The sequence below is a fragment of the Candidatus Pelagibacter sp. HIMB1611 genome, assembly GCF_052047715.1.
Lineage (GTDB): Bacteria > Pseudomonadota > Alphaproteobacteria > Pelagibacterales > Pelagibacteraceae > Pelagibacter.
This window is the reverse complement of sequence record NZ_JBNAJM010000001.1, coordinates 1,327,413-1,352,559: the sequence shown is the minus strand read 5'-3', so window position 1 is coordinate 1,352,559 and position 25,147 is coordinate 1,327,413. Positions and strand designations below refer to the sequence as shown.

The 25,147-nt window shown below is 29.4% G+C and carries 19 protein-coding genes and 1 tRNA gene; 5 read left to right on the top strand and 15 right to left on the bottom strand.

Annotation, left to right across the window (positions count from 1 at the left end; translation table 11 throughout):
- On the bottom strand, positions 1 to 2,064 hold the full coding sequence (locus ACTTAS_RS07260) for a DNA gyrase subunit B (RefSeq protein WP_440678903.1): 2,064 nt from the start codon (positions 2,062 to 2,064) through the stop codon (positions 1 to 3).
- A gap of 63 nt (positions 2,065 to 2,127) precedes the next feature.
- Positions 2,128 to 3,270, bottom strand: a complete 1,143-nt coding sequence (locus ACTTAS_RS07255; RefSeq protein WP_440678902.1) for a DegT/DnrJ/EryC1/StrS family aminotransferase — start codon at positions 3,268 to 3,270, stop codon at positions 2,128 to 2,130.
- 84 nt (positions 3,271 to 3,354) lie between these two features.
- On the opposite strand from ACTTAS_RS07255, the gene rfbB reads away from it, so the two are divergent.
- The 4 genes from rfbB to ACTTAS_RS07235 are packed head-to-tail and all read left to right on the top strand — an operon-like array spanning position 3,355 to position 6,899.
- Complete coding sequence (rfbB, locus tag ACTTAS_RS07250; protein ID WP_440678901.1) at positions 3,355 to 4,383, top strand: dTDP-glucose 4,6-dehydratase; 1,029 nt, start codon at positions 3,355 to 3,357, stop codon at positions 4,381 to 4,383.
- Complete coding sequence (locus ACTTAS_RS07245) at positions 4,380 to 5,249, top strand: sugar nucleotidyltransferase (protein WP_440678900.1); 870 nt, start codon at positions 4,380 to 4,382, stop codon at positions 5,247 to 5,249. Before rfbB ends, ACTTAS_RS07245 begins: the two co-directional genes overlap by 4 nt.
- Positions 5,242 to 6,099: a glycosyltransferase gene (locus ACTTAS_RS07240; RefSeq protein ID WP_440678899.1), complete on the top strand. Its 858-nt coding sequence runs from the start codon at positions 5,242 to 5,244 to the stop codon at positions 6,097 to 6,099. The genes ACTTAS_RS07245 and ACTTAS_RS07240 overlap by 8 nt, the downstream gene beginning before the upstream one ends.
- Positions 6,096 to 6,899, top strand: coding sequence for a glycosyl transferase family 17 (locus ACTTAS_RS07235; protein ID WP_440678898.1), 804 nt, complete (start codon positions 6,096 to 6,098; stop codon positions 6,897 to 6,899). The genes ACTTAS_RS07240 and ACTTAS_RS07235 overlap by 4 nt, the downstream gene beginning before the upstream one ends.
- A gap of 3 nt (positions 6,900 to 6,902) precedes the next feature.
- Here ACTTAS_RS07235 and ACTTAS_RS07230 read toward each other — a convergent pair whose 3' ends face one another.
- The 11 genes from ACTTAS_RS07230 to ACTTAS_RS07180 form a co-directional block, all read right to left on the bottom strand.
- The gene (locus ACTTAS_RS07230) at positions 6,903 to 7,532 is read right to left on the bottom strand and encodes a CatB-related O-acetyltransferase (RefSeq protein WP_440678897.1); all 630 of its coding nucleotides are present in this window, start codon (positions 7,530 to 7,532) and stop codon (positions 6,903 to 6,905) included.
- A gap of 48 nt (positions 7,533 to 7,580) precedes the next feature.
- Positions 7,581 to 7,670, bottom strand: a tRNA-Ser gene (locus ACTTAS_RS07225).
- An 11-nt stretch (positions 7,671 to 7,681) separates the two neighbouring features.
- The gene (locus ACTTAS_RS07220) at positions 7,682 to 8,704 is read right to left on the bottom strand and encodes a Gfo/Idh/MocA family protein (protein WP_440678896.1); all 1,023 of its coding nucleotides are present in this window, start codon (positions 8,702 to 8,704) and stop codon (positions 7,682 to 7,684) included.
- Positions 8,705 to 8,707: 3 nt separating this feature from the next.
- Positions 8,708 to 10,513: a translation elongation factor 4 gene (gene lepA, locus ACTTAS_RS07215; RefSeq protein WP_440678895.1), complete on the bottom strand. Its 1,806-nt coding sequence runs from the start codon at positions 10,511 to 10,513 to the stop codon at positions 8,708 to 8,710.
- A gap of 5 nt (positions 10,514 to 10,518) precedes the next feature.
- A complete protein-coding gene (pheT, locus tag ACTTAS_RS07210) occupies positions 10,519 to 12,927 on the bottom strand; it encodes a phenylalanine--tRNA ligase subunit beta (protein WP_440678894.1) in 2,409 nt (802 codons plus the stop codon).
- Positions 12,924 to 13,991: a phenylalanine--tRNA ligase subunit alpha gene (gene pheS, locus ACTTAS_RS07205; RefSeq protein ID WP_440678893.1), complete on the bottom strand. Its 1,068-nt coding sequence runs from the start codon at positions 13,989 to 13,991 to the stop codon at positions 12,924 to 12,926. The genes pheT and pheS overlap by 4 nt, the downstream gene beginning before the upstream one ends.
- A gap of 40 nt (positions 13,992 to 14,031) precedes the next feature.
- On the bottom strand, positions 14,032 to 14,388 hold the full coding sequence (rplT, locus tag ACTTAS_RS07200) for a 50S ribosomal protein L20 (RefSeq protein WP_440613511.1): 357 nt from the start codon (positions 14,386 to 14,388) through the stop codon (positions 14,032 to 14,034).
- Positions 14,389 to 14,390: 2 nt separating this feature from the next.
- Positions 14,391 to 14,597, bottom strand: a complete 207-nt coding sequence (gene rpmI, locus ACTTAS_RS07195) for a 50S ribosomal protein L35 (protein WP_023854436.1) — start codon at positions 14,595 to 14,597, stop codon at positions 14,391 to 14,393.
- A 53-nt stretch (positions 14,598 to 14,650) separates the two neighbouring features.
- Positions 14,651 to 15,196, bottom strand: coding sequence for a translation initiation factor IF-3 (infC, locus tag ACTTAS_RS07190; RefSeq protein ID WP_075505925.1), 546 nt, complete (start codon positions 15,194 to 15,196; stop codon positions 14,651 to 14,653).
- Positions 15,197 to 17,113: a threonine--tRNA ligase gene (gene thrS, locus ACTTAS_RS07185; RefSeq protein ID WP_440678892.1), complete on the bottom strand. Its 1,917-nt coding sequence runs from the start codon at positions 17,111 to 17,113 to the stop codon at positions 15,197 to 15,199.
- On the bottom strand, positions 17,114 to 18,268 hold the full coding sequence (locus ACTTAS_RS07180; RefSeq protein ID WP_440678891.1) for a glycosyltransferase family 4 protein: 1,155 nt from the start codon (positions 18,266 to 18,268) through the stop codon (positions 17,114 to 17,116).
- A gap of 42 nt (positions 18,269 to 18,310) precedes the next feature.
- On the opposite strand from ACTTAS_RS07180, the gene ACTTAS_RS07175 reads away from it, so the two are divergent.
- On the top strand, positions 18,311 to 19,057 hold the full coding sequence (locus tag ACTTAS_RS07175; protein WP_440678890.1) for an alpha/beta hydrolase: 747 nt from the start codon (positions 18,311 to 18,313) through the stop codon (positions 19,055 to 19,057).
- Here the strand turns inward: ACTTAS_RS07175 and gltB are convergent.
- Both gltB and ACTTAS_RS07165 read right to left on the bottom strand, forming a co-directional pair.
- Positions 19,050 to 23,555 (bottom strand): glutamate synthase large subunit, encoded by a 4,506-nt coding sequence (gene gltB / locus ACTTAS_RS07170; RefSeq protein ID WP_440678889.1) that lies wholly within the window; start codon positions 23,553 to 23,555, stop codon positions 19,050 to 19,052. The genes ACTTAS_RS07175 and gltB overlap by 8 nt on opposite strands.
- Positions 23,555 to 24,994 carry an NAD(P)-dependent oxidoreductase gene (locus tag ACTTAS_RS07165; protein ID WP_075506061.1) on the bottom strand — a complete coding sequence of 480 codons (1,440 nt, stop codon included), beginning with the start codon at positions 24,992 to 24,994 and terminating at the stop codon, positions 23,555 to 23,557. The genes gltB and ACTTAS_RS07165 overlap by 1 nt, the downstream gene beginning before the upstream one ends.
- Positions 24,995 to 25,147 lie beyond the last annotated feature (153 nt).

Below are 25,147 nucleotides of genomic sequence, written 5' to 3'. Positions count from 1 at the left end.
TTAAATATCAAGATTTTTTACATTGATAGCATTTGAGACTATGAAATCTTTTCTTAAAGCAACATCACTTCCCATTAGTGTATGAATAAGACTTTGATCTTTTTTAAGATCTTTAGAGTACTGAACTTGAAGCAAATTTCTAGTTTCAGGGTCCAAAGTTGTATTCCACAATTCTTCTGGATTCATTTCTCCAAGACCTTTGAACCTTTGTATATTCATTTTTGATTTTTCCAAATCTAAGGCATTTAAATAGTCTTTTGAGCCTTTTTTCAATTTCTTTAATTCCTTGTTATTGTTTACGATATAATCCTCTAATTCTTTTTCATCTTTAATATAAATCCCTTTTGAACCTTTATTAATTTTAAACAATGGTGGTTGAGCTAAATAAACATGACCATTTTCAATTAATTTATTAAATGGTTTGTTATTAAAAAAAGTTAACAACAGTGCTCTTATGTGAGAACCATCAACATCGGCATCAGTCATTATAATTATTTTACCGTATCTTAAATCTTTTAAATCTATTTCTTGTGATTTAGGATCAAGTCCGAGTGCATTAATTAATGTTACTATCTCATTTGAAGATATCATTTTTGCAAGAGCCTTTGTTCTTTGATCTGAACCATTACCATTGCCATTACCGTTCTTTTTTAAATTTATATCCTCGACATAAGTGTTTAAAATTTTACCTCTAAGAGGCAAAACAGCTTGATTTGCTCTATTTCTTCCTTGTTTAGCGGAACCCCCTGCCGAGTCTCCCTCGACTATAAACAATTCTGTACCCTCTTGTTTTCCTATCTGACAATCGGCTAACTTTCCTGGCAATCCACTTAACTCAAGAGCTCCTTTTCTTCTTACATTTTCTCTAGCTTTTCTTGCAACATCTCTTGCCATAGCTGCTTGAATAATTTTAGCCAAAACTATTTTGGCAATTGATGGATTTTGATCAAACCATATTGATAGTTTTTCATTAACCAAAGTTTCAACAATCATTCTTACCTCAGATGAAACCAGCTTATCTTTAGTTTGTGAAGAAAACTTAGGATCAGGAATTTTAGTTGAAAGCACACACGTTAATCCCTCTTTAATATCGTCACCTGAAATAGCTAATTTATTTTTTTTTAATAAATTATTTTCATTTGCATATTTATTTACTACTCTTGTAAGAGCACTTCTAAAACCTAATAAATGTGTTCCACCATCTTTTTGATAAATATTATTTGTGTATGGAAATATATCTTCTGCATAACCAGCGTTCCATTTTAATGAACATTCTATTTCAATGTTATTTTTTTTGCCTTCAATATAAATTGGTTTTCGAAATAAATCATTACCATTTTTATTTTGTAGTTTTTCTCTTTTCTCATCTAAAAAATCTACAAACTCTAAAACACCACCATCAAATTTAAATTCAGATGTTTTTTCTTTTTTTTGACTGGCGTCGGTGAAGATTATTTTAATACCTTTATTTAAAAATGCCAACTCTCTCATCCTTTTAATTAAAATATTTGCACTAAATTTAATTGATGAGAATATATCTTTCGAAGGTAAGAATGTTATCTGAGTTCCTGTATTTTTAGATTTTCCAACTACTTTAAGAGGGGATTTTGCTTCACCATTTTTAAATTCTATAAAATGTTTTTTTCCATCTCTATTTATTTCTAATTCTAATTTTTCTGATAATGCATTGACTACCGAAACACCAACTCCATGCAGACCTCCAGAAACTTTATATGAGTCATGATCGAACTTACCACCAGCATGAAGTTGAGTCATAATTACCTCTGCTGCAGATTTTTTTTCCCCTTTATGCATATCAACCGGGATACCTCTTCCATCATCATTTACAGTAATCGTTCCATCAGAATTAATTTTTACATTAATATTTTTACAATGACCTGCTAATGCCTCATCGATTGAGTTATCTACAACCTCATAAACCATATGATGCAAACCAGTGCCATCATCAGTATCTCCAATGTACATTCCTGGTCTTTTCCTGACTGCTTCAAGACCTTTCAAAACCTTTATAGAGTCTGCTTGGTAATTATTAATATTTGACATTTTTTAAAATAATAAATTATTATTATATATCATTCCTTAATCTTTTTTACTTTAAATAAAATTTTAGATAAATTTATTAATTAAGTCACATATATATTTTGCATCTTTTTCAGAAACTTTAGTATGAATAGGGAGAACTAAATATCTATTCTCGATTTTATCCATATTTTTAAATTTTTGATTTTTTACAAATTTTTTAAATATTGAATATTTATCATTTCTGAAGTGCACCTGATTTGTCTCAATATTTTTTTGTCTTAATTTTTTTTGCAAAAAATCTTTTCTCTTCAATAAAATTGTAAACAACCAAGCTGCACAATTTTTATTTTTATCAAAATCATGAATACAAGTGATATTTGGATTTTGAGACAAATTTTTAAGATATATGTTGTAAATTTTTAGTCTATGGGAAATAATTTTTTTAAAATCAATTAAACTCTGATACCCAATTGAAGCTCCTAAATCTGTAAGCTGGTATTTAAAACCTACTTCTTTAATATCATTTTTCCAAATACCTAATTGTTTTTTTCTTCTATCAATTCCAAACCACCTAATTCTTTTTGCTTTTTCAATTAATTTTGGATCTTTAATACAAAGCATACCTCCATCACCTGTAGTTATATGTTTGATTGCTTGGAAACTAAAAATTGTAAAATCACTTATAGTTCCAATATTTTGATTTTTATATTTCCCCCCTAGTGCTTGGGCCGCGTCCTCAATAACTTTTACATTATATTTTTTTGCAATCTTTTTAATTTCACTCATATCACAAGGAATTCCACCATAATGAACACAAACTATTGCTTTTGTTTTTTTAGAGATTTTTTTTCTTAAATCGTTGATACATATATTCATAGTGTTTGGATCAACATCTACAAATTTTATTTTAGCACCAATATATAACAAGGGGATATTGGTAGCTGTACAAGTAAATACTGGAGCTATAACTTCATCATTTTTTTTAATACCAGCTAAAATATAAGCTAAGTGGAGAGCATCAGTGCCTGAGCCTGTGGAGACACATTCTTTACCATTTAAGAAAATCTGTGAAAATTTTTTTTCAAATTTATCTACCATTGGACCTTGACCTATCCATCTAGTTGAAAGTCTATTTTCTAAGATTTTTAAACTTTTTTTTGGTATATAAGGATAAAATAATACAGTTCCTTTCTTATCAGACATTATAGAAAGTTCTTTAAATGACATAGATGATATTTTGTAATAAGATTTTTTTATTTACGAATTTTAATTAATGATATTACACTAAAAATTTTTAAAATCGAATTTTTTATGAAAAAAAAAACTGTAATTGTAACTGGTGGTCTGGGTTTCATAGGAAGTAATTTAATAGGAATACTTATTAAACAGAATTATAATGTAATAAACATTGATAAAGTATCTTATTCTTCAAATTTTTATAACGTAAAAGAACACAGAAACAATAAAAATTATAAGTTTTATAAGTGTGACATTAATAATCAAAAAAAAATTAGTTTTATTTTAAGGAAACATAAACCTATAGGCATATTCAATTTAGCAGCTGAAACTCATGTGGATAGATCAATTGATAATCCCTATACTTTTATCAAAAGTAACATATTAGATTTTTTTAAATTTCTAGAATGTTTTAAAAAATACTCTAAGAAAAATCCTAAAATAAAATTAGTTCATATTTCAACTGACGAGGTCTATGGTGATGTAATCAAAGGTAGATCAAGTGAAAATGAGCCTTATAACCCTAGCTCACCGTATGCAGCAAGTAAAGCTGCATCAGATCATTTATTAAGATCATATATAAGAACTTTCAATATTCCAGCTATAGCAACCAATTGCTCAAATAATTATGGTCCAAAACAGCATCCAGAAAAACTTATCCCAAAAATAATATTTAATATTATTAAAAATAAAAAGTTACCATTGTATGGTAATGGTAAAAACTCTAGAGAGTGGATATATGTAAAAGACCATTGTGAAGCTTTGATTAAAGTTTTTAAGTACGGTAAATTAGGTGAGTTCTATAATATTGGTTCAAATAAAAACTTAACTAACCTTCAAATAATTAAATCTTTAATTAAAACAGCAAAAACAAAAATAAAAATAGGAAATGATGTAAAAATACAATATGTTCAAGATAGACCTGGTCATGATTTCAGATATGCATTGAATTCTAATAAAATCAAAAAAAAATTAAAATGGGAAACTAAAGTAAATATAAATTCAGGTTTATCTAAAACTTTTTCTTGGTATTTAAATAATCTATCTTACTTTAAAAAATTAAATCAAAAAGATATAGAGTCTAGATTTGGTCTAAAACAATGATAAGCAAAGGCATAATTTTAGCGGGTGGTGTTGGTTCTAGAGTTGGGCCAAGCACAAAAGCAATTTCTAAACAATTAATACCTTTAGCAGATAAGCCAATTATATTTTATTCATTGTCTATTTTAATGTTACTAAATATTAGAAATATTCTAATTATCGTAAAAAAAGATGATTACTCAAGTTTTAAAAGGTTGTTGGGTAATGGAAAAAATTATGGAATAAGTATTAAATTCGCAATACAAAAGGAACCCAGAGGTCTGCCAGATGCTTTTATTATTGGAAAAAAATTTATAAAAAACAGTAATGTTGCTTTAATTCTTGGTGATAATTTTTTTCATGGCCAAGGTTTAATAGAATTATTAAACAAAGTAATAGAGAATTTTAATTCTGGAGCAAATATTTTTTCTTACAATGTAAAAAATCCAAGCGCATATGGAGTTATTGAACAAACAAATAAAGGTATAAAGATTATAGAAAAACCAAAAAAAACTAAATCCAAAAAAGCGATAACTGGTTTATATTTTTTTGATAAAAATGTAAGCAAATTAAGTTCAAGACTAAAAAAATCAAAGAGAGGAGAATTAGAGATTATAGATTTATTAAAATTATATTTGAAAGAAAATAAACTTTTAATTAGTGACCTCGGTCGTGGTAGCGCTTGGCTTGATACTGGAACAAGCAAAGATATTTTAAAAGCTGGTAATTATGTTGAAATTATTGAAGAAAGACAGAGTCAAAAAATTGCATGTTTGGAAGAAATTGCTTACAAAAAAAAATGGATTAATAAAAAGTTAGTTTACTCTAGTATAGATTACTACGGAAAAAGTGAATATTCAGATTACTTAAAAGAGATGCTGAATGACTGAAACTAATAAGTTAGTAACAATAATATTAGTATCTTATTTCTCAAAAAAAAATCTGATTAAATTATTAAAACAGATACCAACTGATTATAATATAGTTATTACTGAAAACTCATTAGACAAAAAATTAAAATATGAAATTGAAGAGAACTACAAAAATACTGAAGTTTTGATTCCAAAAACAAATTTAGGTAATGGTGGTGGGATTAATTATGCTTTGAATAAAGTACTTACTAAATATGCACTTTACTTGGATTTAGACATTGAATTGATAAATGATACAATTGAGGATTTAATTAGATTAGCTGAAAAACTAGAAAATTGGGCAATTATAGCGCCAAATCTTAAAGATTATGATTACAAATCAATTCATTTTATCAAAAAAGAAGTTGGAAACAATTTAAGTAAAATGAGATTCGTTGAGGGATGTGCCCTTTTGATGAATTTTAAAAAATTAAAAAAACATAATTTTTATGATGAAAAAATATTTTTGTATTACGAAGAGACTGATTTATTTTTTAAATATCAAAAATTAAATTTAGATATAATTCTATCTAAAAATATATTTGTAAAGCATATCGGTAATGCATCATCAGATAATGAATTTAAGCTTGAAATTGAATTAAACAGAAATTGGCATTATATGTGGTCAAAATTTTATTATTTTAAAAAAAACTTCTCATATTTAAGGGGTATGCGAGAAACTCTGGGACATTTTATAAAATCATTGATTAAACTAGTTTTCTTTTACCCAATTAATACAAATAAATTTTTAATTAACAAGAATAGAGCTTTAGGGCTTATTAACTCTTATTTAGGCAAACCCTCATGGAGAAGACCAAATTTAAAATGAAAATTTTTGATTGTGTTACTTTTTTTGAAGAAAACAGATTAATGCAATTACGTTTTAATATACTTAATAAGTATGTTGATCATTTTGTTGTTTGTGAAGGTAAATTTGATCATCAAGGTAAAAAAAAAAAAATAAATTTTAATAAGAATAAATATCCAAAATTTAAAAAAAAAATTACTCACATTTTAGTTGGTAAATTTCCAAAGAACTTAAATCCTTGGGAGAGACAAGCATTTCAAAGGGAAAAAATCCTTGCTGGTTTAACAAAAGCTAATGAAAATGATTTAATATTATTTTCTGATCCAGATGAAATACCTAATATTTCTGAATTGAACAAAATCAATTTTAAAAAGAAATATATAATTTTTCTTCAAGATCTCTTTTATTATAAATTAAATATAAAAGAAATTAAATTAGGTAATAATTGGGAAGGCACTAGAGGATGCCTCAGACGTAATTTAAAATCCATAGACTATATGAGACAAAAAGTTTTAAAAAAAAATTTAAAATATGGCTTTTGGCGAATTGATAAAGAAAGAAATTTTCAATTAATTAAAAATGGTGGTTGGCATTTTTCTTACCTTTTAACACCGAAAGAAATTCAAAGAAAAATAATGACATTTGCCCATACTGAATTAAATAAAAGTAAATTTACAAGTCTTAAAAATATTAAATATTGTATTAAAAATTTAAAAGATCTTTTTCACAGAAATGCAAAATATAAAAAAATAAAAATAAATAAATCTTTTCCAGAATATATTTTAAAAAACCAAAAAAAACTAAAGAGTTGGATTGCTTAAAAATTATTTTTTTTTCAATTCATCTACTTTTTTAAAAAAAACATCAAAATTATTAGACAATAGATAAACAGATAGATCGTCAATTTGTTCATCACTTAAATTCCACCAATTAGATTCTAATAATTTTTGAATTATTTTATCGTCAAATCTTTTTCGTATAAGTTTATTTGGATTACCACCGGATATCGAATATGGTTCTACATCATTAACTACAACAGATCCCGCTGCGATCACTGCTCCTGTTCCTATTTTAACACCAGAAAGAATGATCGTTTTACCTCCTATCCAAACATCATGTCCAATTTTTATATCTCCATTTGATTGATTAAAATCTTTTATTGCCTGTGCCTTTTTAAATGGACTTTCAAATTGAGACGCTGGTAAAGGAGAAGTAGTTATCCAATCGTACCTATGATTTCCTCCAATATAAAAATCTATTTCTGGTCCAAGTGAACAAAAATTTCCAATTATTAGTTTGGATTTCCAATCCCATCTAAATATTCTAGGACTGCCATAACTCCATTTTCCAATTTCTGCTAAATTAGAGTTTATTTCTTTTTTTAAATTGTCCTTTAAAAAATAATTTTTATAAACTTTTTTTTTTTTAAATTTTTTTAAAAAATTTTTAATCATATAATTTAATTATATTCTTATTTTAAAATTTTATAAATTCTTTAGTTTTGGCGGAGATGGTAGGATTCGAACCTACGGTACTCGCTAAAGTACACACACTTTCCAAGCGTGCTGTTTAAACCACTCACACACATCTCCAATTAAGTTAATTAATTTTTCCAAGCATCTAATATTTGCATATTAATTTTGGACTGATCAAGCCTTGATATACTATGATTATGTATATTATTCTTAAGGATTAAATTGCTAATTGTTTCTATTTGATTTGCATATATATTTTTGTATGAATTTACATTAAATACTGTTTCTTTACTTTTTTGTTTTAAAATAATTTTAGCGTTTTGAGCAGTCCAGGTATTCATAATAATTATTTTTCCTTTTGATCCTAAGATCTCCGATTTTGTTCCAAAATTATTTTTAAATGAAGCCCCTATTTCAGCCTTAAAATCATTATCAAAAATTAAATCTAAACAAGCATCTACCTCAACTCCTGTTGAGCCCATTGTAATTTTTTTATTTAAGTATTTTATATTTTGAATTTTAATTTCTCTTTTTAAAGAAGCTATTTTTGTACTAAAAGATACAGGGTAACATCCTAAATCCAATATACATCCACCACCCATTTCTTTATTAAATATTCTTTTTTTTTTATCAATTTTTTTATTTTTAGTAAAAAAAAACCATTTTTTTTTTGTTAAAATATTATTTCCAAAATAAGATTGCATTGAGATTAGGTCTCCAATCTCACCTTGTTCAATCAAATCTATAGTTTTTTTAATCTGAGGATGAAACATGTACATAAAAGCTTCAAAAAAATGTTGTTTGTTATTGTAATATTTTTCAATTTCTAAAATTTCATTGGAGTCCATAAAAGCTGGTTTTTCTACAAGAATATTTTTATTTTTTTTGAAGCAATTTATTACCCATTTTTTATGTAAAAATGTTGGCAGTGCTAAATATACAATATCGATTTCTTTTTTTTCTAAAAGATCATTATATTCTTGAAAACAAAATTTAGATTGTAGTTGAAATTTTTTTTTGAAAATATCTATCTTGTCATTATCTCGACTTGCTATTCCTAAAAGTCTGGCATTTTCTATATCAAAAAATCCATCTGCAAATTGTTTGGCAATTGAACCTAATCCAATTATTCCCCAATTCACTTTTTTCATAAATTATTCTTTTTGAATTTTTAACACTCCTATGAATGCTTCTTGTGGAATTTCAACTCTACCAAACTGTTTTGATCTTGCCTTACCTTTTTTTTGTTTTTCTAATAATTTTCTTTTTCTATCTGTAGCTCCGCCGCCATGAATTTTTGTTAAAACATCTTTCTTGAATCCTTTTATAGTCTCTCTTGCAATTATTTTGCCCCCTATCGCAGCTTGTACAGGAATCATAAAATTGTGCCTTGGTATCAAATCTTTTAATTTTTCACAAACTTCTCTTCCAGTTTTTTGAGCAAAATCTTTATGTATCATCATAGCTAAAGCATCAACAGGTTCACCATTAACTAAAATTCCAAGTTTTACTAGATCACCTTCTCTATGCTCAATTATTTCATAATCAAAACTTGCGTACCCACTTGTCATTGACTTAAGTCTGTCATTAAAATCAAAGACAACTTCATTTAAGGGGAGTTCATAATTCACTACTGCTCTATTGCCAGAATAGCTGAGGTTGGTTTGTACTCCTCTTTTGTCCTGGCACATTTTAATTATTGAACCTAAGTACTGATCTGGAGTAATAATAGTTGCTTTTATCCAAGGCTCCTCAATGTATTTTATTAATGTAGGATCAGGTAAGCTTGATGGATTTTGTAAATCCATCGTATCACCATTATTCAAATGAACTTTATAAACTACACCAGGAGTTGTCGTTAATAAATTAACATCAAATTCTCTTTCAAGTCTTTCTGTTACAATTTCTAGATGAAGCAAACCTAAAAAACCACATCTAAAACCCAACCCTAAAGCAGAAGATGACTCTGGTTCAAAAGAAAAGCTTGCATCATTTAATTGTAACTTTGCTAAACCATCTTTTAATTTTTGAAACTCTGAACTATCTACGGGAAACAATCCGCAAAATACTACAGGTTTACTGGGTTTAAAACCTGGCAATGCTTCATTTAATGGTTTTGTTGCATCACAAATAGTGTCTCCAACTTTTGTCTCTGATAACACTTTTATCCCTGTAGTGATAAATCCTATTTCTCCTGTTTTTAATTCAGTGATATCAACTGGTTTTGGAGTAAAAACACCAACTTTTTCTACAATATATTCTTGATTTGTAGACATCATTTTGATCTTCATATGTTTCGAAAGTTTCCCATCTATAACTCTAACTAATATGACAACACCTAAATAAGTATCGTACCAACTATCAACTAGTAAACATTTTAAATCTGATGAATTTTCACCTTTTGGTGCTGGTAAAGTTGTTATAATTTGCTCTAAAATATCTTCTATCCCCTCGCCAGTTTTTCCCGAACAGGGAATGGCATTCTCAGTATCTATCCCAATAACTTCCTCGATTTGCTTTTTTGTTCTTTCTAAATCAGAAGCAGGCAAATCTACTTTATTTAATACTGGGACAATTTCATGATTTGTATCTAATGCTTGGTAAACATTTGCTAAAGTTTGGGCCTCAACTCCTTGTGTGCTATCCACAATCAGAATTGACCCTTCGCACGCATACAATGATCTACTTACCTCATAGCTAAAGTCTACATGGCCTGGGGTATCTATAATATTTAAAATATATTCTTTTCCATCTTTAGCTTTATAATTTAGCTTTACTGTTTGAGCTTTAATGGTTATGCCTCTCTCTCGTTCAATATCCATCGAATCCAAAACTTGGGCTTTCATCTCTCTTTCAGTCAATCCACCACAACTATGAATTATTCTATCTGCAATGGTAGATTTTCCATGATCAATGTGTGCGATGATTGCAAAATTTCTTATATTATCAATTGAACTCATTGGCTTTAGGATCGAATTTTAGCGCCAGTTTTATTTTCGACTGTTTCTATAATTAGCTTATTTATTTGATCTAAATCAGCTTCTTTAAGAGTTTTTTCTTGAGATTGAATTGTAACATTTATAGCAATTGATTTTTGGTTTTCAGGAATATTTTCACCCTGATAAACATCAAAAACTTTGATATTAGAAATCAAATTTTTATCAACATTTGATATAACATTTACCAAATCTTGAACCTTAATTTTCTTATCAACTATAAAAGCAAAATCTCTTTCTGACTTTTGATAGTCTGAAACAGAATATTTTGTTTTTTGATCTTTTAATGATTTTTTTGATAATTTTAGATTATCAAGAAATATTTCAAAACCTACTAGAGACTCAGTTTTCATATCGATTTGCTTAATGATATTTGGATGAATTTCACCAAAGTATGCAGCCACACTTTCTTTTCCTCTGTTTAAGAACAATCTTCCTGATTTTCCTGGATGGTAATAATCAGGAGTTTCATCATCAATAAAAAATTTTTCTGCTTCGTAACCTGCTTCAACTAAGGTTTGAACTACATCTTTTTTAATATCAAAAACATCAACATTTCTCTCTTTTTCCAACCAGGAAAGGCGAGATTTTTTTCCAGCAGATAAACCACAGACTACTATATTTTGTTCACCAGGTTGTTTTCCAAAAAATGTTGGTCCTATTTCAAAAATAGATAAATCTTTAAATCCTCTATCTATATTTTTGCTCATATACATAATTAAATTTGAAAATATTGAATTTCTTAAAACTCCTAATTCTGAACTTATAGGGTTCACAATTTTTAATTCATCATTTTTTCCTTTGAAATGATCATTATATTTTGCATCTGTGAAAGACCAAGTAATTGCCTCCAAATAACCTTTTGAAGCAACAGATCTTTGAAGGAAATGAAACAATTTTTGACTTTGTGTTAAAGTGGATTTTTTTCTCTCTTTGATAGGTTCTTCAATCTTTATTTTATCATAACCAACTATTCTTACCAATTCCTCAACAACATCTATTTCCTGAGTAATATCTGGTCTCCAGGATGGGATAGTTAATTTAAAAACTTTTTTATCTTTTTTACATGTAAAACCTAAGTTATCTAAAATTTTTAACATATCTTTCGTTAAAATTTTAAAACCTGTAACTTTTTCAAATAAATTTGGATCAAATTTAATTATTGGATTTTTAAATGTACTAATTTTTTGGATATCAATCTTACTAATTTCACCACCACAAATTTCTTTAATTAAAAATGCTGCTTTATTTAAACCTTCTTCAATTGACAATTGGTCTATTCCTCTTTCAAATCTAAATTTTGCATCTGTATCGATATTTAATCTTTTTGCTGTTCTTCTAATTGATCTTGGATCAAAATAAGCTGACTCGATTAAAACGTTTTGAGTATCCATTTCTGTTCCAGACCTTATGCCTCCAATGATACCACCAAGTCCTAACACGCCCTCGTCATCACTAATTACACACATATCATCTTCAAGTTTATAGGTTTTGTTATCTAAAGCCGTAAACTCTTCACCTGATTTTGAGTTTCTAACAATTATACCTTTTTCAATTTTATCAGCATCATATGCGTGTAATGGACGATTAATATCAATCATTACATAATTTGTAATATCAACAATTGCCGAAATAGGTTTTTGACCTATAGAAATTAATTTATCCTTTAACCACTTTGGACTTTCAGTATTTTTTACATTTGTTACTAAACAGCTTCCAAAAGAAAAACATCCTTGGTTTTTTTCGTTTGTAATTTTTACTTTAATTGTTTGGGATTTTTTCGATTTTATTTTTTGATCTTTAATCTGTTTTAATTTACCAAAGCCTGAAGCTGCTAAATCTCTAGCTATTCCTCTAACGCCAAGACAGTCTGGTCTGTTGGGTGTGATTGATAAATCAATTAAATTGGAACTAGATTGAGTAAAAAAACTTTTTCCAATACTTTTATTGTATTTTGAGGTTGAAAGCTCAGTAATTCCATCACTTTCTTCAGACAAATTGAGTTCTGATTCAGAACAAAGCATACCATAAGATGTAACATCTCTAATTTTTGCTATAACTAATTTAGTTTTATTTTTTGGAATAACTGCACCAGGAGGAGCATAAACAGTGATTAAACCTTCTCTGGCATTAGGTGCACCACATACGACCTTCTTAATCTCTTTTTCACCTACATCAACATCACAAACTTTTAAACGGTCTGCATTAGGATGTTTTTCAGTTTTTAAAATTTTTGCTACTTTGAATAAATCTAAACCTTCAGATAAATTTTCAACACTTTCAACTTCAAGTCCAATATCAGTTAATTTCTCAAGTAACTTTTCTTCCTTGGCACTTACAGATAAATGATCTTTTAACCAATCAAATGTTATCTTCATCGACTCAGACCTCTATAATTTGTGGGAACATCAAGAGGATCAAATCCAAAATGATTTAACCATCTGTAATCACAGTCAAAAAAAGCCCTTAAATCATTAATACCATATTTTAGCATAGCTAACCTGTCTATACCTATGCCAAATGCATATCCTTGGTATTTAGAAGGATCAACTTTAACATTTTTTAAAACATTTGGATGAACCATTCCACATCCTAAAATTTCAAGCCACTGATCCCCTTCTCCTATAACAATTTTACCATCTTTAATTTCGTAACCAATATCTACTTCTGCAGATGGTTCTGTAAAAGGGAAATGACTTGGTCTAAATCTCATTTTGATTTTTTCCACTTCAAAGAACTCTTTAATAAAATAATTTAAACATCCCTTTAAATGACCCATGTTAATATCTTTATCTATATGAAGGCCCTCAACCTGATGGAACATTGGCGCATGTGTTTGATCACTATCTGATCTATATGTTCTACCTGGAGCAATAATTTTAAACGGTGGCTTGTCTTTTAACATAGTTCTAATTTGAACTGGTGAAGTATGCGTTCTTAATAGAACTTCCTTATTTTCGTCTAAATAAAAAGTATCGTGCATATCACGAGCTGGATGATTATCTGGAGTATTTAGTGCAGTAAAATTATTATATTCATTTTCTACATCTGGTCCTTCTTCAACACTAAAACCTATTTCTGAAAATATAGATGAGATTTCATCTATAGTTTGAGATACAGGATGAATTTTTCCTCTAACAAAAGGTCTTCCAGGTAAAGTTATATCAACTTTTTCTTTTTCAAGTTTTTGATTAACTTCTTTTGTTTCTATTTCTTTAATCTTTTCTGAAATTAAAGATTGCAGTTCATCTTTTATTTTATTCAAGTCTGCTGCAAAAGTTTTTCTGTCAGACTCTGGTATTAATCCTACAGTTTTGAATAAAGATGAAATTTGACCATTTTTTCCAAATAACTCTGTTTTGATTGAATTGATTTCATCTAAACTTAGCTCATTCTTGAGCTTTGATAAAAATTGATCTCTAATATTTTTTATGTCTGACATATTAGTAGATTATTTCCTTAAGAAATAAAAACAATAGAGATTAATTTAAAGCGGATTGAGCTTTTTGTACAATTGTTTTAAATGCTTCTGGACTATCGTAGGCAATTTCAGCTAAAATTTTTCTATCTATTGTAACACCACATTTACTTAAACCATTAATAAATTTTGAATAAGTCATACCCTCTGCTCTTACACCGGCATTAATTCTCTGTATCCATAATGATTTGAAATCTCTTTTTTTATTTCTTCTATCTCTGTAAGCATACTGCATGGATTTCTCCATAGCTTGTTTAGCAACTCTGATAGTATTTTTTCTTCTGCCCCACTGACCTTTTACGGCTTTCAAAACTTTCTTATGTTTTGCTTTACTTGTTACGCCTCTTTTAACTCTTGCCATTGTTACCCTCTTAAACTGTAAGGCATGTATGATTTAACAATTTTGCCATCTTGTTTAGACAAAGTTGTAGTGCCTCTTAATTTTCTAATTTGTGAATTCGTTCGTTTAATCATACCGTGTCTTTTACCTGCTTGAGCAGATATAACTTTACCCTTAGCTGATATTTTAAATCTTTTTTTTGCAGAGCTTTTTGTTTTTAATTTTGGCATAATTCTGCGGACTTATACAAAGAATGTTTAAATTTTACAACCTCTATTAAGGCTTATAAAGGTTGAATTACCATAATCATTTGCTTCCCATCAAATTTGGGTTGCAACTCTACTCTACCAATATCCTTCATATCCTCTTTAATTTTACCCATCAGTTCATTGCCTAAATGAGAGTGTTGGAGCTCTCGCCCTTTAAATCTGATGGTAAATTTAACTTTATCTCCTTTAGAGATAAATTTTTTTGCATTTTTGACCTTAAATTCGTAATCATGAGTTTCTGTTACAGGTCTCATTTTAATTTCTTTTAATGAAATTATTTTTTGTTTCTTTTTTGCAAGATTTGCTTTTTTTTGAGCATCATATTTATACTTACCCATATCCATGATTTTACATACTGGTGGGTTAGCATTGGGTGCGATTTCAATTAAATCTAATCCTTGGTTTTTTGCCATTGATATAGCTTCGTTAGTACTGATCACTCCAAGATTTTCACCATCACTTGCAATTACTTGAACATCCGGTGAAGATATTCGGTTATTAGATCTTGGACCTCTATCCTTTGTTCTTCTTTGAAAGTAATTTTGTTTGAAATCTGCCACTTAGTTTGATGATGCTTTATTTAAAGCAGAGAAAGTTTTTAAAAATGAATCTATATCCATATTTTCTTGTTTATTAGAGTCTAACCTTCTAATCGTTACTGAATTGGAGTCAACTTCTTTTTTACCACAAATTAATAAAAGAGGTATTTTTGCTAAAGAATGATCTCTAATTTTATAGTTTAAATTATTATTTTTAATATCAACTGCAGAACTTATACCCGCATCTTTAATTTTTTTAGATACTTCTATTGCGTAATCATTAAATTCTTCTGAAATTGGAATTACCATTGTTTGTAAAGGTGAAATCCAAAAAGGAAATTTACCAGCATAATTTTCAATCAATATTCCTATAAATCTTTCTAGAGAACCGAATAGAGCTCTATGAAGCATAACAGGAACTTTTTTTGTTCCGTCCTTATCAACATATGATGCATCTAATCTTCCAGGTAAATTTAAATCAACTTGTAAAGTTCCACATTGCCAATCTCTTCCGATAGCATCTCTTAAAACAAATTCAATTTTTGGCCCATAGAAGGCACCTTCACCTTTATTAATACTATATTCTAACTTAGAAGCTTTAACTGCTTCAAGAAGTGAAGCTTCTGCCTTATCCCACACCTCATCATCTCCAACTCTAACCTCCGGTCGATCAGCATATTTTAAAATCACATTTTCAAAACCAAGATCTTTATAAATATCTAATATTAAATTTGTTACATTTAAACACTCACTCGTAATTTGATCTTCTGCACAAAAAATATGCGCATCATCTTGTGTAAAAGCTCTTACTCTAAGCAAACCATGTAAAGCACCTGATGGTTCGTAACGATGAACCTTACCAAATTCTGTGATACGTAATGGAAGATCTCTATAACTTTTCAATCCTTGATTAAATACTTGTATATGACCTGGACAATTCATTGGTTTTATCGCAAAGACTTTTTCATCAGGAGTTTCTGATGTGTACATATTTTCTCCATACTTTTCCCAGTGACCAGATTTTTCCCACAATTGTCGGTCTAAAATTTCAGGTGTATTTACCTCTTTGTATCCAGCAGCATCCTGTCTGCTTCTCATATAATTAATTAATTTTTGAAATAATGCCCACCCTCTCTCATGCCAAAAAACTGAGCCTGGACTTTCTTCTCTAAAATGAAACAAGTCCATTTCTTTTCCTAATTTTCTATGATCTCTTTTTTCTGCTTCTTCTATTCTTTTTAGATGCTCATCTAAATCTTTTTGAGAAGCCCAGCTTGTACCATAAATTCTTTGAAGCATTTCATTGTTTGAATCACCCCTCCAATAAGCTCCTGAAACTTTCATTAATTTAAAGTATTTACCTATTTTACCTGTTGAAGAAAGATGAGGTCCTCTACAAAGATCATGCCAATCTCCATGAAAATAAATTGAAACATCCTCTTTCTCTGGTATTGCCTCAATTAACTCGGCTTTATAGATTTCACCTTTTTTTTTAAAATGATCTATGGCTTTATTTCTATCCCAAACTTCTCTTTTGGTAATCTCGTCTCGATCAACAATTTCTTTCATTTTATTTTCAATCTTTGCTAAATCATCTTCTGTAAACGGATCTTTTCTAGCAAAATCATAATAAAATCCGTTTTCAATTACAGGGCCAATCGTAACTTGTGTTCCTGGAAACAATTCTTGTACTGCCATTGCTAATATGTGAGCAGTATCGTGTCTAATAGTTTCTAGACCCTCAGGATTTTTAGATGTAAAAATTTTTACTGAACAGTCTTTCTCAATTAGATGTTCTAAGTCTTTTAACTCACCATCTACACTTATCACCATTGCTTGTTTAGCTAATGATTTGCTAATTTTTTCTGCTACTTCTAATCCAGTAACTTTATTTGGGAAATCAATATTATTTCCATCAGGTAATGTAATTATAGGCATTTAATTTATTAATCTTTTATACTCTGAATAAGTAGAAAAGCACATTTTTTCAACATTAAATTTTTGAACTATATTTTTTCTTCCTTCAACACCAATTAATTTTAATTGAGTTTCGTCAATTGTCAGTGTTTTTAAAATTTTCTGACTTAAAGACTTTGCATCACCCGCTTTAAATAAATAGCCTGTTTTTTCATCAATGACAGTCTCATTAGAGCCACCAATATTACTCGCAATAATTGGTTTCTCCATAGATTGGGCTTCTACAGAAACTCTACCAAAAGCTTCTGGTTCAATAGAAGCTGAAACAATTATATCTGAAACTTTGTAAGCTAATGCCATATCTTTACAGTGATCAATAAATCTTAGCTGTTTAGTTAACCTATATTGTTCTGAAAGTCTTATTAGTTTTTTTTTATACAAATCTCTTCCTTGATCACTTCCAAGGATAACAGCATAAAATGCCTCATAACCTAATTCAATATTTACCAGATTGATTGCTTCAATAAATACCTCTTGTCCCTTCCAGGTAGTTAATCTACCAGGCAAAAGTATAATCTTTTTATCTTTTTCTATTTCCCATTGTTTTAATAATTTTTTCTCTTCAGTTTCAAGTTTTGTGGTAGGGTCAAAATAATCAACATTAATTCCTCTAAATACTACTAATAATTTTTTTTTTTGATTTAGGTAATTTGAATAATTTTCTTTGATGTGTGAAAAAATAAAGTTTGATCCTGCAATAATTAAGTCAGATCGAACCATTACTGAATTATACAATTTTTTCAAATTACTTTTAAAGTTATAAGTTCCATGAAATGTAGTCACAAACTTTCTACTTGTTATCTTGGAGGCTATTAAACAAGACCATGCAGGCGCTCTACTTCTAGCGTGTATGATCGAAATATTATTAAATAAAATAATAAAAGTTAAAATTATCGCATTAATTAAAATTAATATTGGATTTTTACTTTGAACTGGAAGTCTAAAAACTTTTACTTTATTTTTATCTACAAATTTAAGTAACTCACCACCACTAGTAACTATAAATGATTTGCAACCGTTTTCTGGCAAATAGTGAGCAATATCATAACAGCCGGTCTCTGCACCGCCATATCCAAGTTTTGGAATTACTTGCAAAACTTTTAAATTAGATGACATTTGATATGATTATATATTAATTAGCAATTCTTATAAACGATTATGGCAAATTTCAGATTCCACACAATTTCAAAGTCTAAGAAAATTAGATATATTTGTAAAATTTATAAAAATTCTCCTTTCATAGTTTTCTTGCATGGATTTATGTCAGATCTTGAAGGAAAAAAGCCAGAAGCTTTTTTAAAATTTGCAAGAAAAAATAAAATAAGTTTTCTTGCTTTAGAATATTCGGGTCATGGAAAATCTACAGGTAAATTCACAAATGGAAATATTTCAAAATGGACTAAGGAAACTTCTACATTAATAAATAAATATATAAAAAATAATAAATTTTATGTCATTGGTTCAAGTATGGGCGCTTGGATTGCTTTAAGACAATTCAAAATATTTAAAAAACATATTGTGGGATTTTTAGGAATTGGGTCGGCACCTGAGTTTTTAGAAAATTTGATGTGGAAAAAATTCTCCAAAAAAATAAAGCAAGAAACAATCCAAAAAGGTATATATCACCTAAAACATGGGAATTATGAGTATCCAATCACTTATCAGCTTATAAAAGATGGAAGAAAAAATAGAGTTTTAAATAAAAAAATAAATTCAAAAATTAATGTTACTATGGTGCATGGTGAATATGATGAAGCTGTACCGGTAAGTTATTCTAGAAAAGTTTTAAAACTATTTCCAAAAGCAAAAAAGAAATTGATCATTGTAAAAAAAGGTGACCATAGCTTATCAAATAAGAAATGGCTTAATATAATTTTAAAAGAATTAAAATTATTAATTAACTAACTTCTTTTATAACTTTTTTTAAACTTATAGGGTTTTTTAGTTTATCTAACATTTCTTTAGGACAAACTTGAATGAAATTATTAATTTCATTATCATAATTTTCAATTATTTTTTTAGATAACAAAGATCCTGTCTCTACATGGTGTTCTTTAATTAAATTTTTTAAATTTTCTTTCCAATAATCTGTTTCAACATTCTGCCAAACAACTGACTCTGGGTTTACTTTTTTTTCAAATTCTTGCGATTTATCATAGATAAATGCCATACCACCTGTCATACCAGCAGCAAAGTTGTCTCCAACATCCCCAAGAATTACTACAGTTCCACCTGTCATATATTCACATCCATTAGAGTCACATCCCTCAATAACCGTAATTGCACCTGAATTTCTTACAGAGAATCTTTCACCAGCTTGACCGGCTGCAAAAAGTTTTCCAGATGTTGCTCCGTATAGAACTGTATTTCCTAAGATAGTATTTTCATTTGAAACTAAGTTACTTTCCTCTGGTAGTCTTATAGAAATTGTAGCTCCTGAAAGACCTTTGCCGACATAATCATTTGCATCACCTTTTAATACTAACTTCAAACCTTTGGATGAAAAGGCTCCAAAAGATTGACCAGCTGATCCTTTAAAGTTTAATACTAAAAAATTATCATCAAGTTTTTCATAACCATATTTTTTATATAAATGATGAGAAATTCTTGTCCCAACTGCTCTATGTGTATTTTTAATTAAATATTCTTTTTCAATTTTTTCAGAATTATCTAAAGCCTTTTCAATCTCTGGCCATATTTCTTGGTCTAGAGTATCTGGCACTAAATTAATTTCTTGGTTTTCACAATATCTAGTATTGTTCCCAGTATCTGCTTGAACAAATAAAGGATTTAAATCTAAATCATCTAAATTATCCGAACCCTTGCTAACTTGTCTAAGTAAGTCAGTTCTACCAATAATATCATTTAATGATTTAAAACCTAATTTAGCTAAAATTTCTCTAACCTCAGTTGCTATAAACGTAAATAGATTAACAACCTTATCTGGTGTTCCAGTAAATTTTTCTCTTAATTTTTCATCTTGAGTACAGACACCAACGGGGCATGTATTCGAATGACATTGTCTTACCATTATGCATCCCATAGCAACTAAAGCAGTTGTTGCAACTCCATACTCTTCTGCTCCCATCATGGCTGCTATAACAACATCTCTACCTGTTTTAATCCCCCCATCAGTTCTAAGTGTAACTGTGTGTCTAAGATTATTTAATGTTAAAACCTGATTAGCCTCTGTTAATCCCATCTCCCATGGAATACCTACATATTTTACACTTGTTTGCGGAGTAGCTCCAGTTCCACCGTTATGTCCTGAAATTAATATTATGTCTGCTTTTGCTTTGGCAACTCCTGCAGCAATAGTTCCAACTCCTGAGGAAGCAACTAGTTTTACTCCAATTCTTGCTTTTGGATTAATCTGTTTTAAATCATAAATAAGCTGCGCAAGATCTTCAATTGAATAAATATCGTGGTGAGGTGGAGGAGAAATTAGCGTTACTCCAGGTGTTGAGTGTCTTAACTTTGCTATTTCATCAGTAACTTTGAAACCTGGAAGTTGTCCACCTTCTCCTGGCTTTGCACCTTGTGCAATTTTTATTTCAATCTCATTGCAATTATTTAAATAATTAACTGTTACACCAAACCTTGCTGAAGCTATTTGCTTTACTCTTGAGTTTGCACTATCTCCGTTATCTAACACTTTAAATCTTTTTTCATCTTCACCGCCTTCACCACTACAAGAAGCTCCTTTAATTCTATTCATACCTGTAGCTAAAGTTTCATGCGCCTCTTTAGACAAAGCGCCATGAGACATACTCCCGCTTCCAAATCTTTTTAAAATATTTTCTATTGGTTCTACCTCTGAAATATCTATTGATCCCTTCAATTTTTTTTCTCTAAAATCAATTAAGTCCCTTAAATTTATTGGTGGTAAATTATAAATACCTTGTGCATATCTTTTATAGGCGTCATAAGAATTAGAACCAACTGCACTTTGAAGTAAGTGTATAAGTTTCCCTTGATATTGGTGTGTTTCTCCATTTTTTCTATATCTATAAATACCTCCAATAGGAAGAATTGTATCAGTGCTTTCAAATGCTTCTTTATGAATTGCTCTTATTTTTTTTTCGATTCCAGTAAGTCCAATACCAGAAATTTTAGACACAACTCCTGGAAAATAATCTGAAACAATAGTTCTGCTTAATCCAACAGTCTCAAAATTACATCCACCTCTGTAAGAACTTAAAACAGAGATACCCATCTTAGACATAATTTTTAATAAACCTGCATTGACAGATTTAATGTATCTTTCAACACATTCTTCAAAACTAAACTTTCCAAATAATTTTTTTTCAAATCTTTGATATAAACTGTCGAAAGCCAAATAAGGATTTACTGTTGTTGCTCCAACACCAATTAAAGTTGCAAAAGAGTGTGTATCTAATGCTTCTCCAGATTGGACATTGATTGACACATAGCCTCTTAATTTTTTCTCAATTAAAAAAGAGTTAATTGCGCCAACCGCAAGCAGCATTGGAATTGGAAGTTTTGAAATTGATAAATCTTTATCGCTAAGAATTAATTGTGTAACACCCTGTCTAACAGCAATTTCTGCATCTTTTTGAATTTTTTTGATAGCTTCGTACAAACCGTTACTTTCTTCAAAAGTACAATCAATTATTGTTGAATTATTTCCAAAAAAATTGATGAATTTTTCAAACTGAGAATTAGATAAAATTGGGCTATTAAGAACATAAATATTCTGTTTTGTTAAATTATCAAAATCTAGAATATTGCCTAGATTTCCAAATCTTGTCTTTAAACTCATCACTTTGTTTTCTCTTAAAGAATCTATTGGTGGATTTGTAACTTGGCTAAAATTTTGTCTAAAAAAATGATACAGAGGTCTATATTTATCTGATAGCACAGCTAAAGGGGTGTCATCGCCCATTGATCCTGTAGCCTCTTTTGCATCCTCAGCCATAGGGTGTAAAATTAATTCAAGATCCTCTAAACTAATTCCAAAAGTATATTGTCTTCTTCTTAAATCATCCCCTGAAAAAGAATTTTTTTCATCTTCAATCGTTAGTTTGTCATCTAAATCAATAATTTGTGAATTAAAATGTTTATACTCTTTTGCTAAGTAATCCTTAATTTGTTTATTAGTAAATACTTTACCTTTTTCTATTCTTACTCCTATAATTTCTCCAGGACCTAATCTTCCTTTTGATAAAATTCTTTTTTCATTTAGCTCGATCATCCCAGTTTCTGAGCCTGCAAACAATAACTTATCCTTAGTGATTGCATATCTTAGAGGTCTTAATCCATTTCTATCGTTTGCTGCAATAACCCACTCATTGTCAGTTCCAGCTATAGCGGCAGGTCCATCCCAAGGTTCCATTGTGCTATTTAAAAAATTGAATAATTGCTGATGATCTTTTGGTAAAGTCTTATTCTTCTTAGACCATGCATCAGGAACTAACATTAATTTAGCTAATGGTGCAGGTTGACCTGAAATGTTTAATAATTCGAAAACATTATCTAAAGCCGCAGAATCTGAGGCTCCTTGTTGAATAACTGGCTTAAGATTTTCTATATCATCAAATAATGGACTATTCATTTCTTGTTCATGAACTTTCATCCAATTTTTGTTTCCTCTATAAGTATTAATTTCTCCATTATGTGCAATTGCTCTGAATGGTTGAGCAAGATTCCAACTTGGAGCTGTGTTGGTTGAAAACCGCTGATGAAATATTGCGTATCTTGATACAAACCTTTCATCATTTAAATCTAGATAAAATTCTGAAATTGCTTCGGCTAAGAACATTCCTTTGTAAATAATTGACTTTGAACTTAAGGAACAAATATAAAAATTATTTAATGATTTTTTGAAAGCCTCGTTTTCGATTTTTCTTCTTGTCTCATAAATTTTTCTCTCCAAATCTTTATTTGTAAGTTCTTTATTATGAGGTTTGAAAAGTACCTGAATAATTTCAGGCATAGTTTGAAAAGCTTTTTCACCTAAAACCTTTGGATTAACGGGAACTTGTCTCCATCCATAAATATTAAAATCATTTTTCGTTAGTTCGCTTTCAACAATTGTTTTACAGCTCTCTTGTGCTGCATAGTCATTACGTGGAAGAAAAATCATTCCTACGCAGATTTCAGAATTATCGTGCGTGTGTCCTGTAACTTCAATTTTCTCAATAAAAAAATCTTTTGGAATTTCTACGTGAATTCCAGCTCCATCTCCTGTTTTCCCATCAGCATCTACCGCACCTCTATGCCAAACAGCTTTTAAAGCTTCAATTCCATATTCAACTACATTCCTGGATTTTTTTCCCTCAGTGGAAGCTATTAAACCTACTCCACACGCATCATGCTCCATATCATCAGAATAGACATTATTTTTCTTAAGTAGATCAAAATTTTTTTTATAAGTTTTCATTAAGCAACTTTTTTCTCATTTTTGGATTTTGTTTCTAAATAATTTTTTATGGAATCTGCTGCGTCTCTACCATCTTTAATTGCCCAAACAACTAATGAAGCTCCTCTAACTATATCCCCAGCAGCAAAAACGCCACTTAGATTAGTTTCCATAGTATCAAAATCAGTTTTTATTGTTCCCCATTTTGTAACTTGAAGTTCATTGCTATCGAATAAATTAGGTAAATCCTCTGGATCAAATCCAAGAGCTTTAATAACCATATCTGCTTTTATTTCATAACTTGATCCTTCTTGTACTTCGGGTTTTCTTCTACCAGTTTCATCTGGTTCACCTAACTTTATTTGATCTACAAGTAAATTTTCTACCTTATTAGTTCCTTTAAATTCTTTAGGACTAGATAGCCATACAAATTCAACACCTTCCTCTTCAGCATTTGCAACTTCTCTTGCTGAACCAGGCATATTTTCTTTATCTCTTCTGTATAAGCATTTTACTGATTTTGCTTTTTGTCTTACTGAAGTTCTCACACAATCCATTGCGGTATCACCTCCACCAATTACAACAACATCTTTTCCCTCTGCATTTAGAATTCCCTTATCAAATAATTCAACCTCATCACCCAATCCTTTTTTATTTGATGCTGTAAGAAAATCCATTGCTGGAAAAATATTGTCTAAATCATTACCTGGTAAATTAACTTCTCTAGCTTTGTAAACTCCTGTTGCAATTAATACTGCATCATGTTTTTTTCTTAATTGCTCTAAGCTTGCATCCTTGCCAACTTCGAAATTTTGTATGAATTCTATTCCACCATCTCTTAAAAGCTTTGTTCGTCTTTCAACTATTTCTTTTTCTAATTTAAAATTTGGAATTCCATATATTAGTAATCCTCCAGCTCTATCATAACGATCATAAACTGTAATTTTATACCCATTTTTTCTTAACTGTTCTGCCGCTGCTAATCCCGCAGGACCAGCTCCTATAATTCCGACACTTTGATTTTTTTCATTTGTAACTTCGATTGGTTTAACCCAACCTTGTTCCCAAGCATTATCTGTTATATATTTTTCAACGGAACCAATTGTAACTGTTCCGTGACCAGACTGTTCAATTACACAATTTCCCTCACACAATCTATCTTGCGGACAGATTCTTCCACAAACCTCGGGCATATTATTAGTGCTTTGTGAAAGCTCGTATGCTTCTTTTAATCTTCCCTCGGCAGTTAACTTTAGCCAGTCAGGAATATTGTTACTTAAAGGACAATGAACCTGACAGAAAGGAACTCCGCACTGAGAACATCTACTTGATTGTTCTTTAGCTTTTTCGTTAATATATTCGTCATATATCTCGTTAAAATCCTTTTTTCTTTGATCAACTTCCCTTTTAGGTGGAGTTTGCTGACCTATTTTTACAAATTTTAACATTTTGTCAGTCATAAAAAATATAATTTTCGGCAAATTATATAATGATTTTATAAAATAAAGCATTTAATAGGTCATATTTATTGACCTTTAATCTTTCATTTTTGTTATAAACAAACGGGTTTCTAATAAATGCATAGCTACTATGATCAAATCGTATTGTTTGAA

What these genes read in the sequence shown, in the direction of transcription:
- ACTTAS_RS07220 (WP_440678896.1), bottom strand. Translation starts at nt 8,704, where the DNA reads ATGAAAAAAGTGAATTGGGGAATAATTGGATTAGGTTCAATTGCCAAA.
- ACTTAS_RS07255 (WP_440678902.1), bottom strand. Translation starts at nt 3,270, where the DNA reads ATGTCATTTAAAGAACTTTCTATAATGTCTGATAAGAAAGGAACTGTA.
- gltB (WP_440678889.1), bottom strand. Translation starts at nt 23,555, where the DNA reads ATGAAAACTTATAAAAAAAATTTTGATCTACTTAAGAAAAATAATGTC.
- ACTTAS_RS07230 (WP_440678897.1), bottom strand. Translation starts at nt 7,532, where the DNA reads ATGATTAAAAATTTTTTAAAAAAATTTAAAAAAAAAAAAGTTTATAAA.
- lepA (WP_440678895.1), bottom strand. Translation starts at nt 10,513, where the DNA reads ATGAGTTCAATTGATAATATAAGAAATTTTGCAATCATCGCACACATT.
- ACTTAS_RS07240 (WP_440678899.1), top strand. Translation starts at nt 5,242, where the DNA reads ATGACTGAAACTAATAAGTTAGTAACAATAATATTAGTATCTTATTTC.
- ACTTAS_RS07175 (WP_440678890.1), top strand. Translation starts at nt 18,311, where the DNA reads ATGGCAAATTTCAGATTCCACACAATTTCAAAGTCTAAGAAAATTAGA.
- thrS (WP_440678892.1), bottom strand. Translation starts at nt 17,113, where the DNA reads ATGCCTATAATTACATTACCTGATGGAAATAATATTGATTTCCCAAAT.
- rpmI (WP_023854436.1), bottom strand. Translation starts at nt 14,597, where the DNA reads ATGCCAAAATTAAAAACAAAAAGCTCTGCAAAAAAAAGATTTAAAATA.
- ACTTAS_RS07180 (WP_440678891.1), bottom strand. Translation starts at nt 18,268, where the DNA reads ATGTCATCTAATTTAAAAGTTTTGCAAGTAATTCCAAAACTTGGATAT.
- rfbB (WP_440678901.1), top strand. Translation starts at nt 3,355, where the DNA reads ATGAAAAAAAAAACTGTAATTGTAACTGGTGGTCTGGGTTTCATAGGA.
- pheS (WP_440678893.1), bottom strand. Translation starts at nt 13,991, where the DNA reads ATGTCAGACATAAAAAATATTAGAGATCAATTTTTATCAAAGCTCAAG.
- ACTTAS_RS07245 (WP_440678900.1), top strand. Translation starts at nt 4,380, where the DNA reads ATGATAAGCAAAGGCATAATTTTAGCGGGTGGTGTTGGTTCTAGAGTT.
- ACTTAS_RS07165 (WP_075506061.1), bottom strand. Translation starts at nt 24,994, where the DNA reads ATGACTGACAAAATGTTAAAATTTGTAAAAATAGGTCAGCAAACTCCA.
- ACTTAS_RS07235 (WP_440678898.1), top strand. Translation starts at nt 6,096, where the DNA reads ATGAAAATTTTTGATTGTGTTACTTTTTTTGAAGAAAACAGATTAATG.
- ACTTAS_RS07260 (WP_440678903.1), bottom strand. Translation starts at nt 2,064, where the DNA reads ATGTCAAATATTAATAATTACCAAGCAGACTCTATAAAGGTTTTGAAA.
- rplT (WP_440613511.1), bottom strand. Translation starts at nt 14,388, where the DNA reads ATGGCAAGAGTTAAAAGAGGCGTAACAAGTAAAGCAAAACATAAGAAA.
- pheT (WP_440678894.1), bottom strand. Translation starts at nt 12,927, where the DNA reads ATGAAGATAACATTTGATTGGTTAAAAGATCATTTATCTGTAAGTGCC.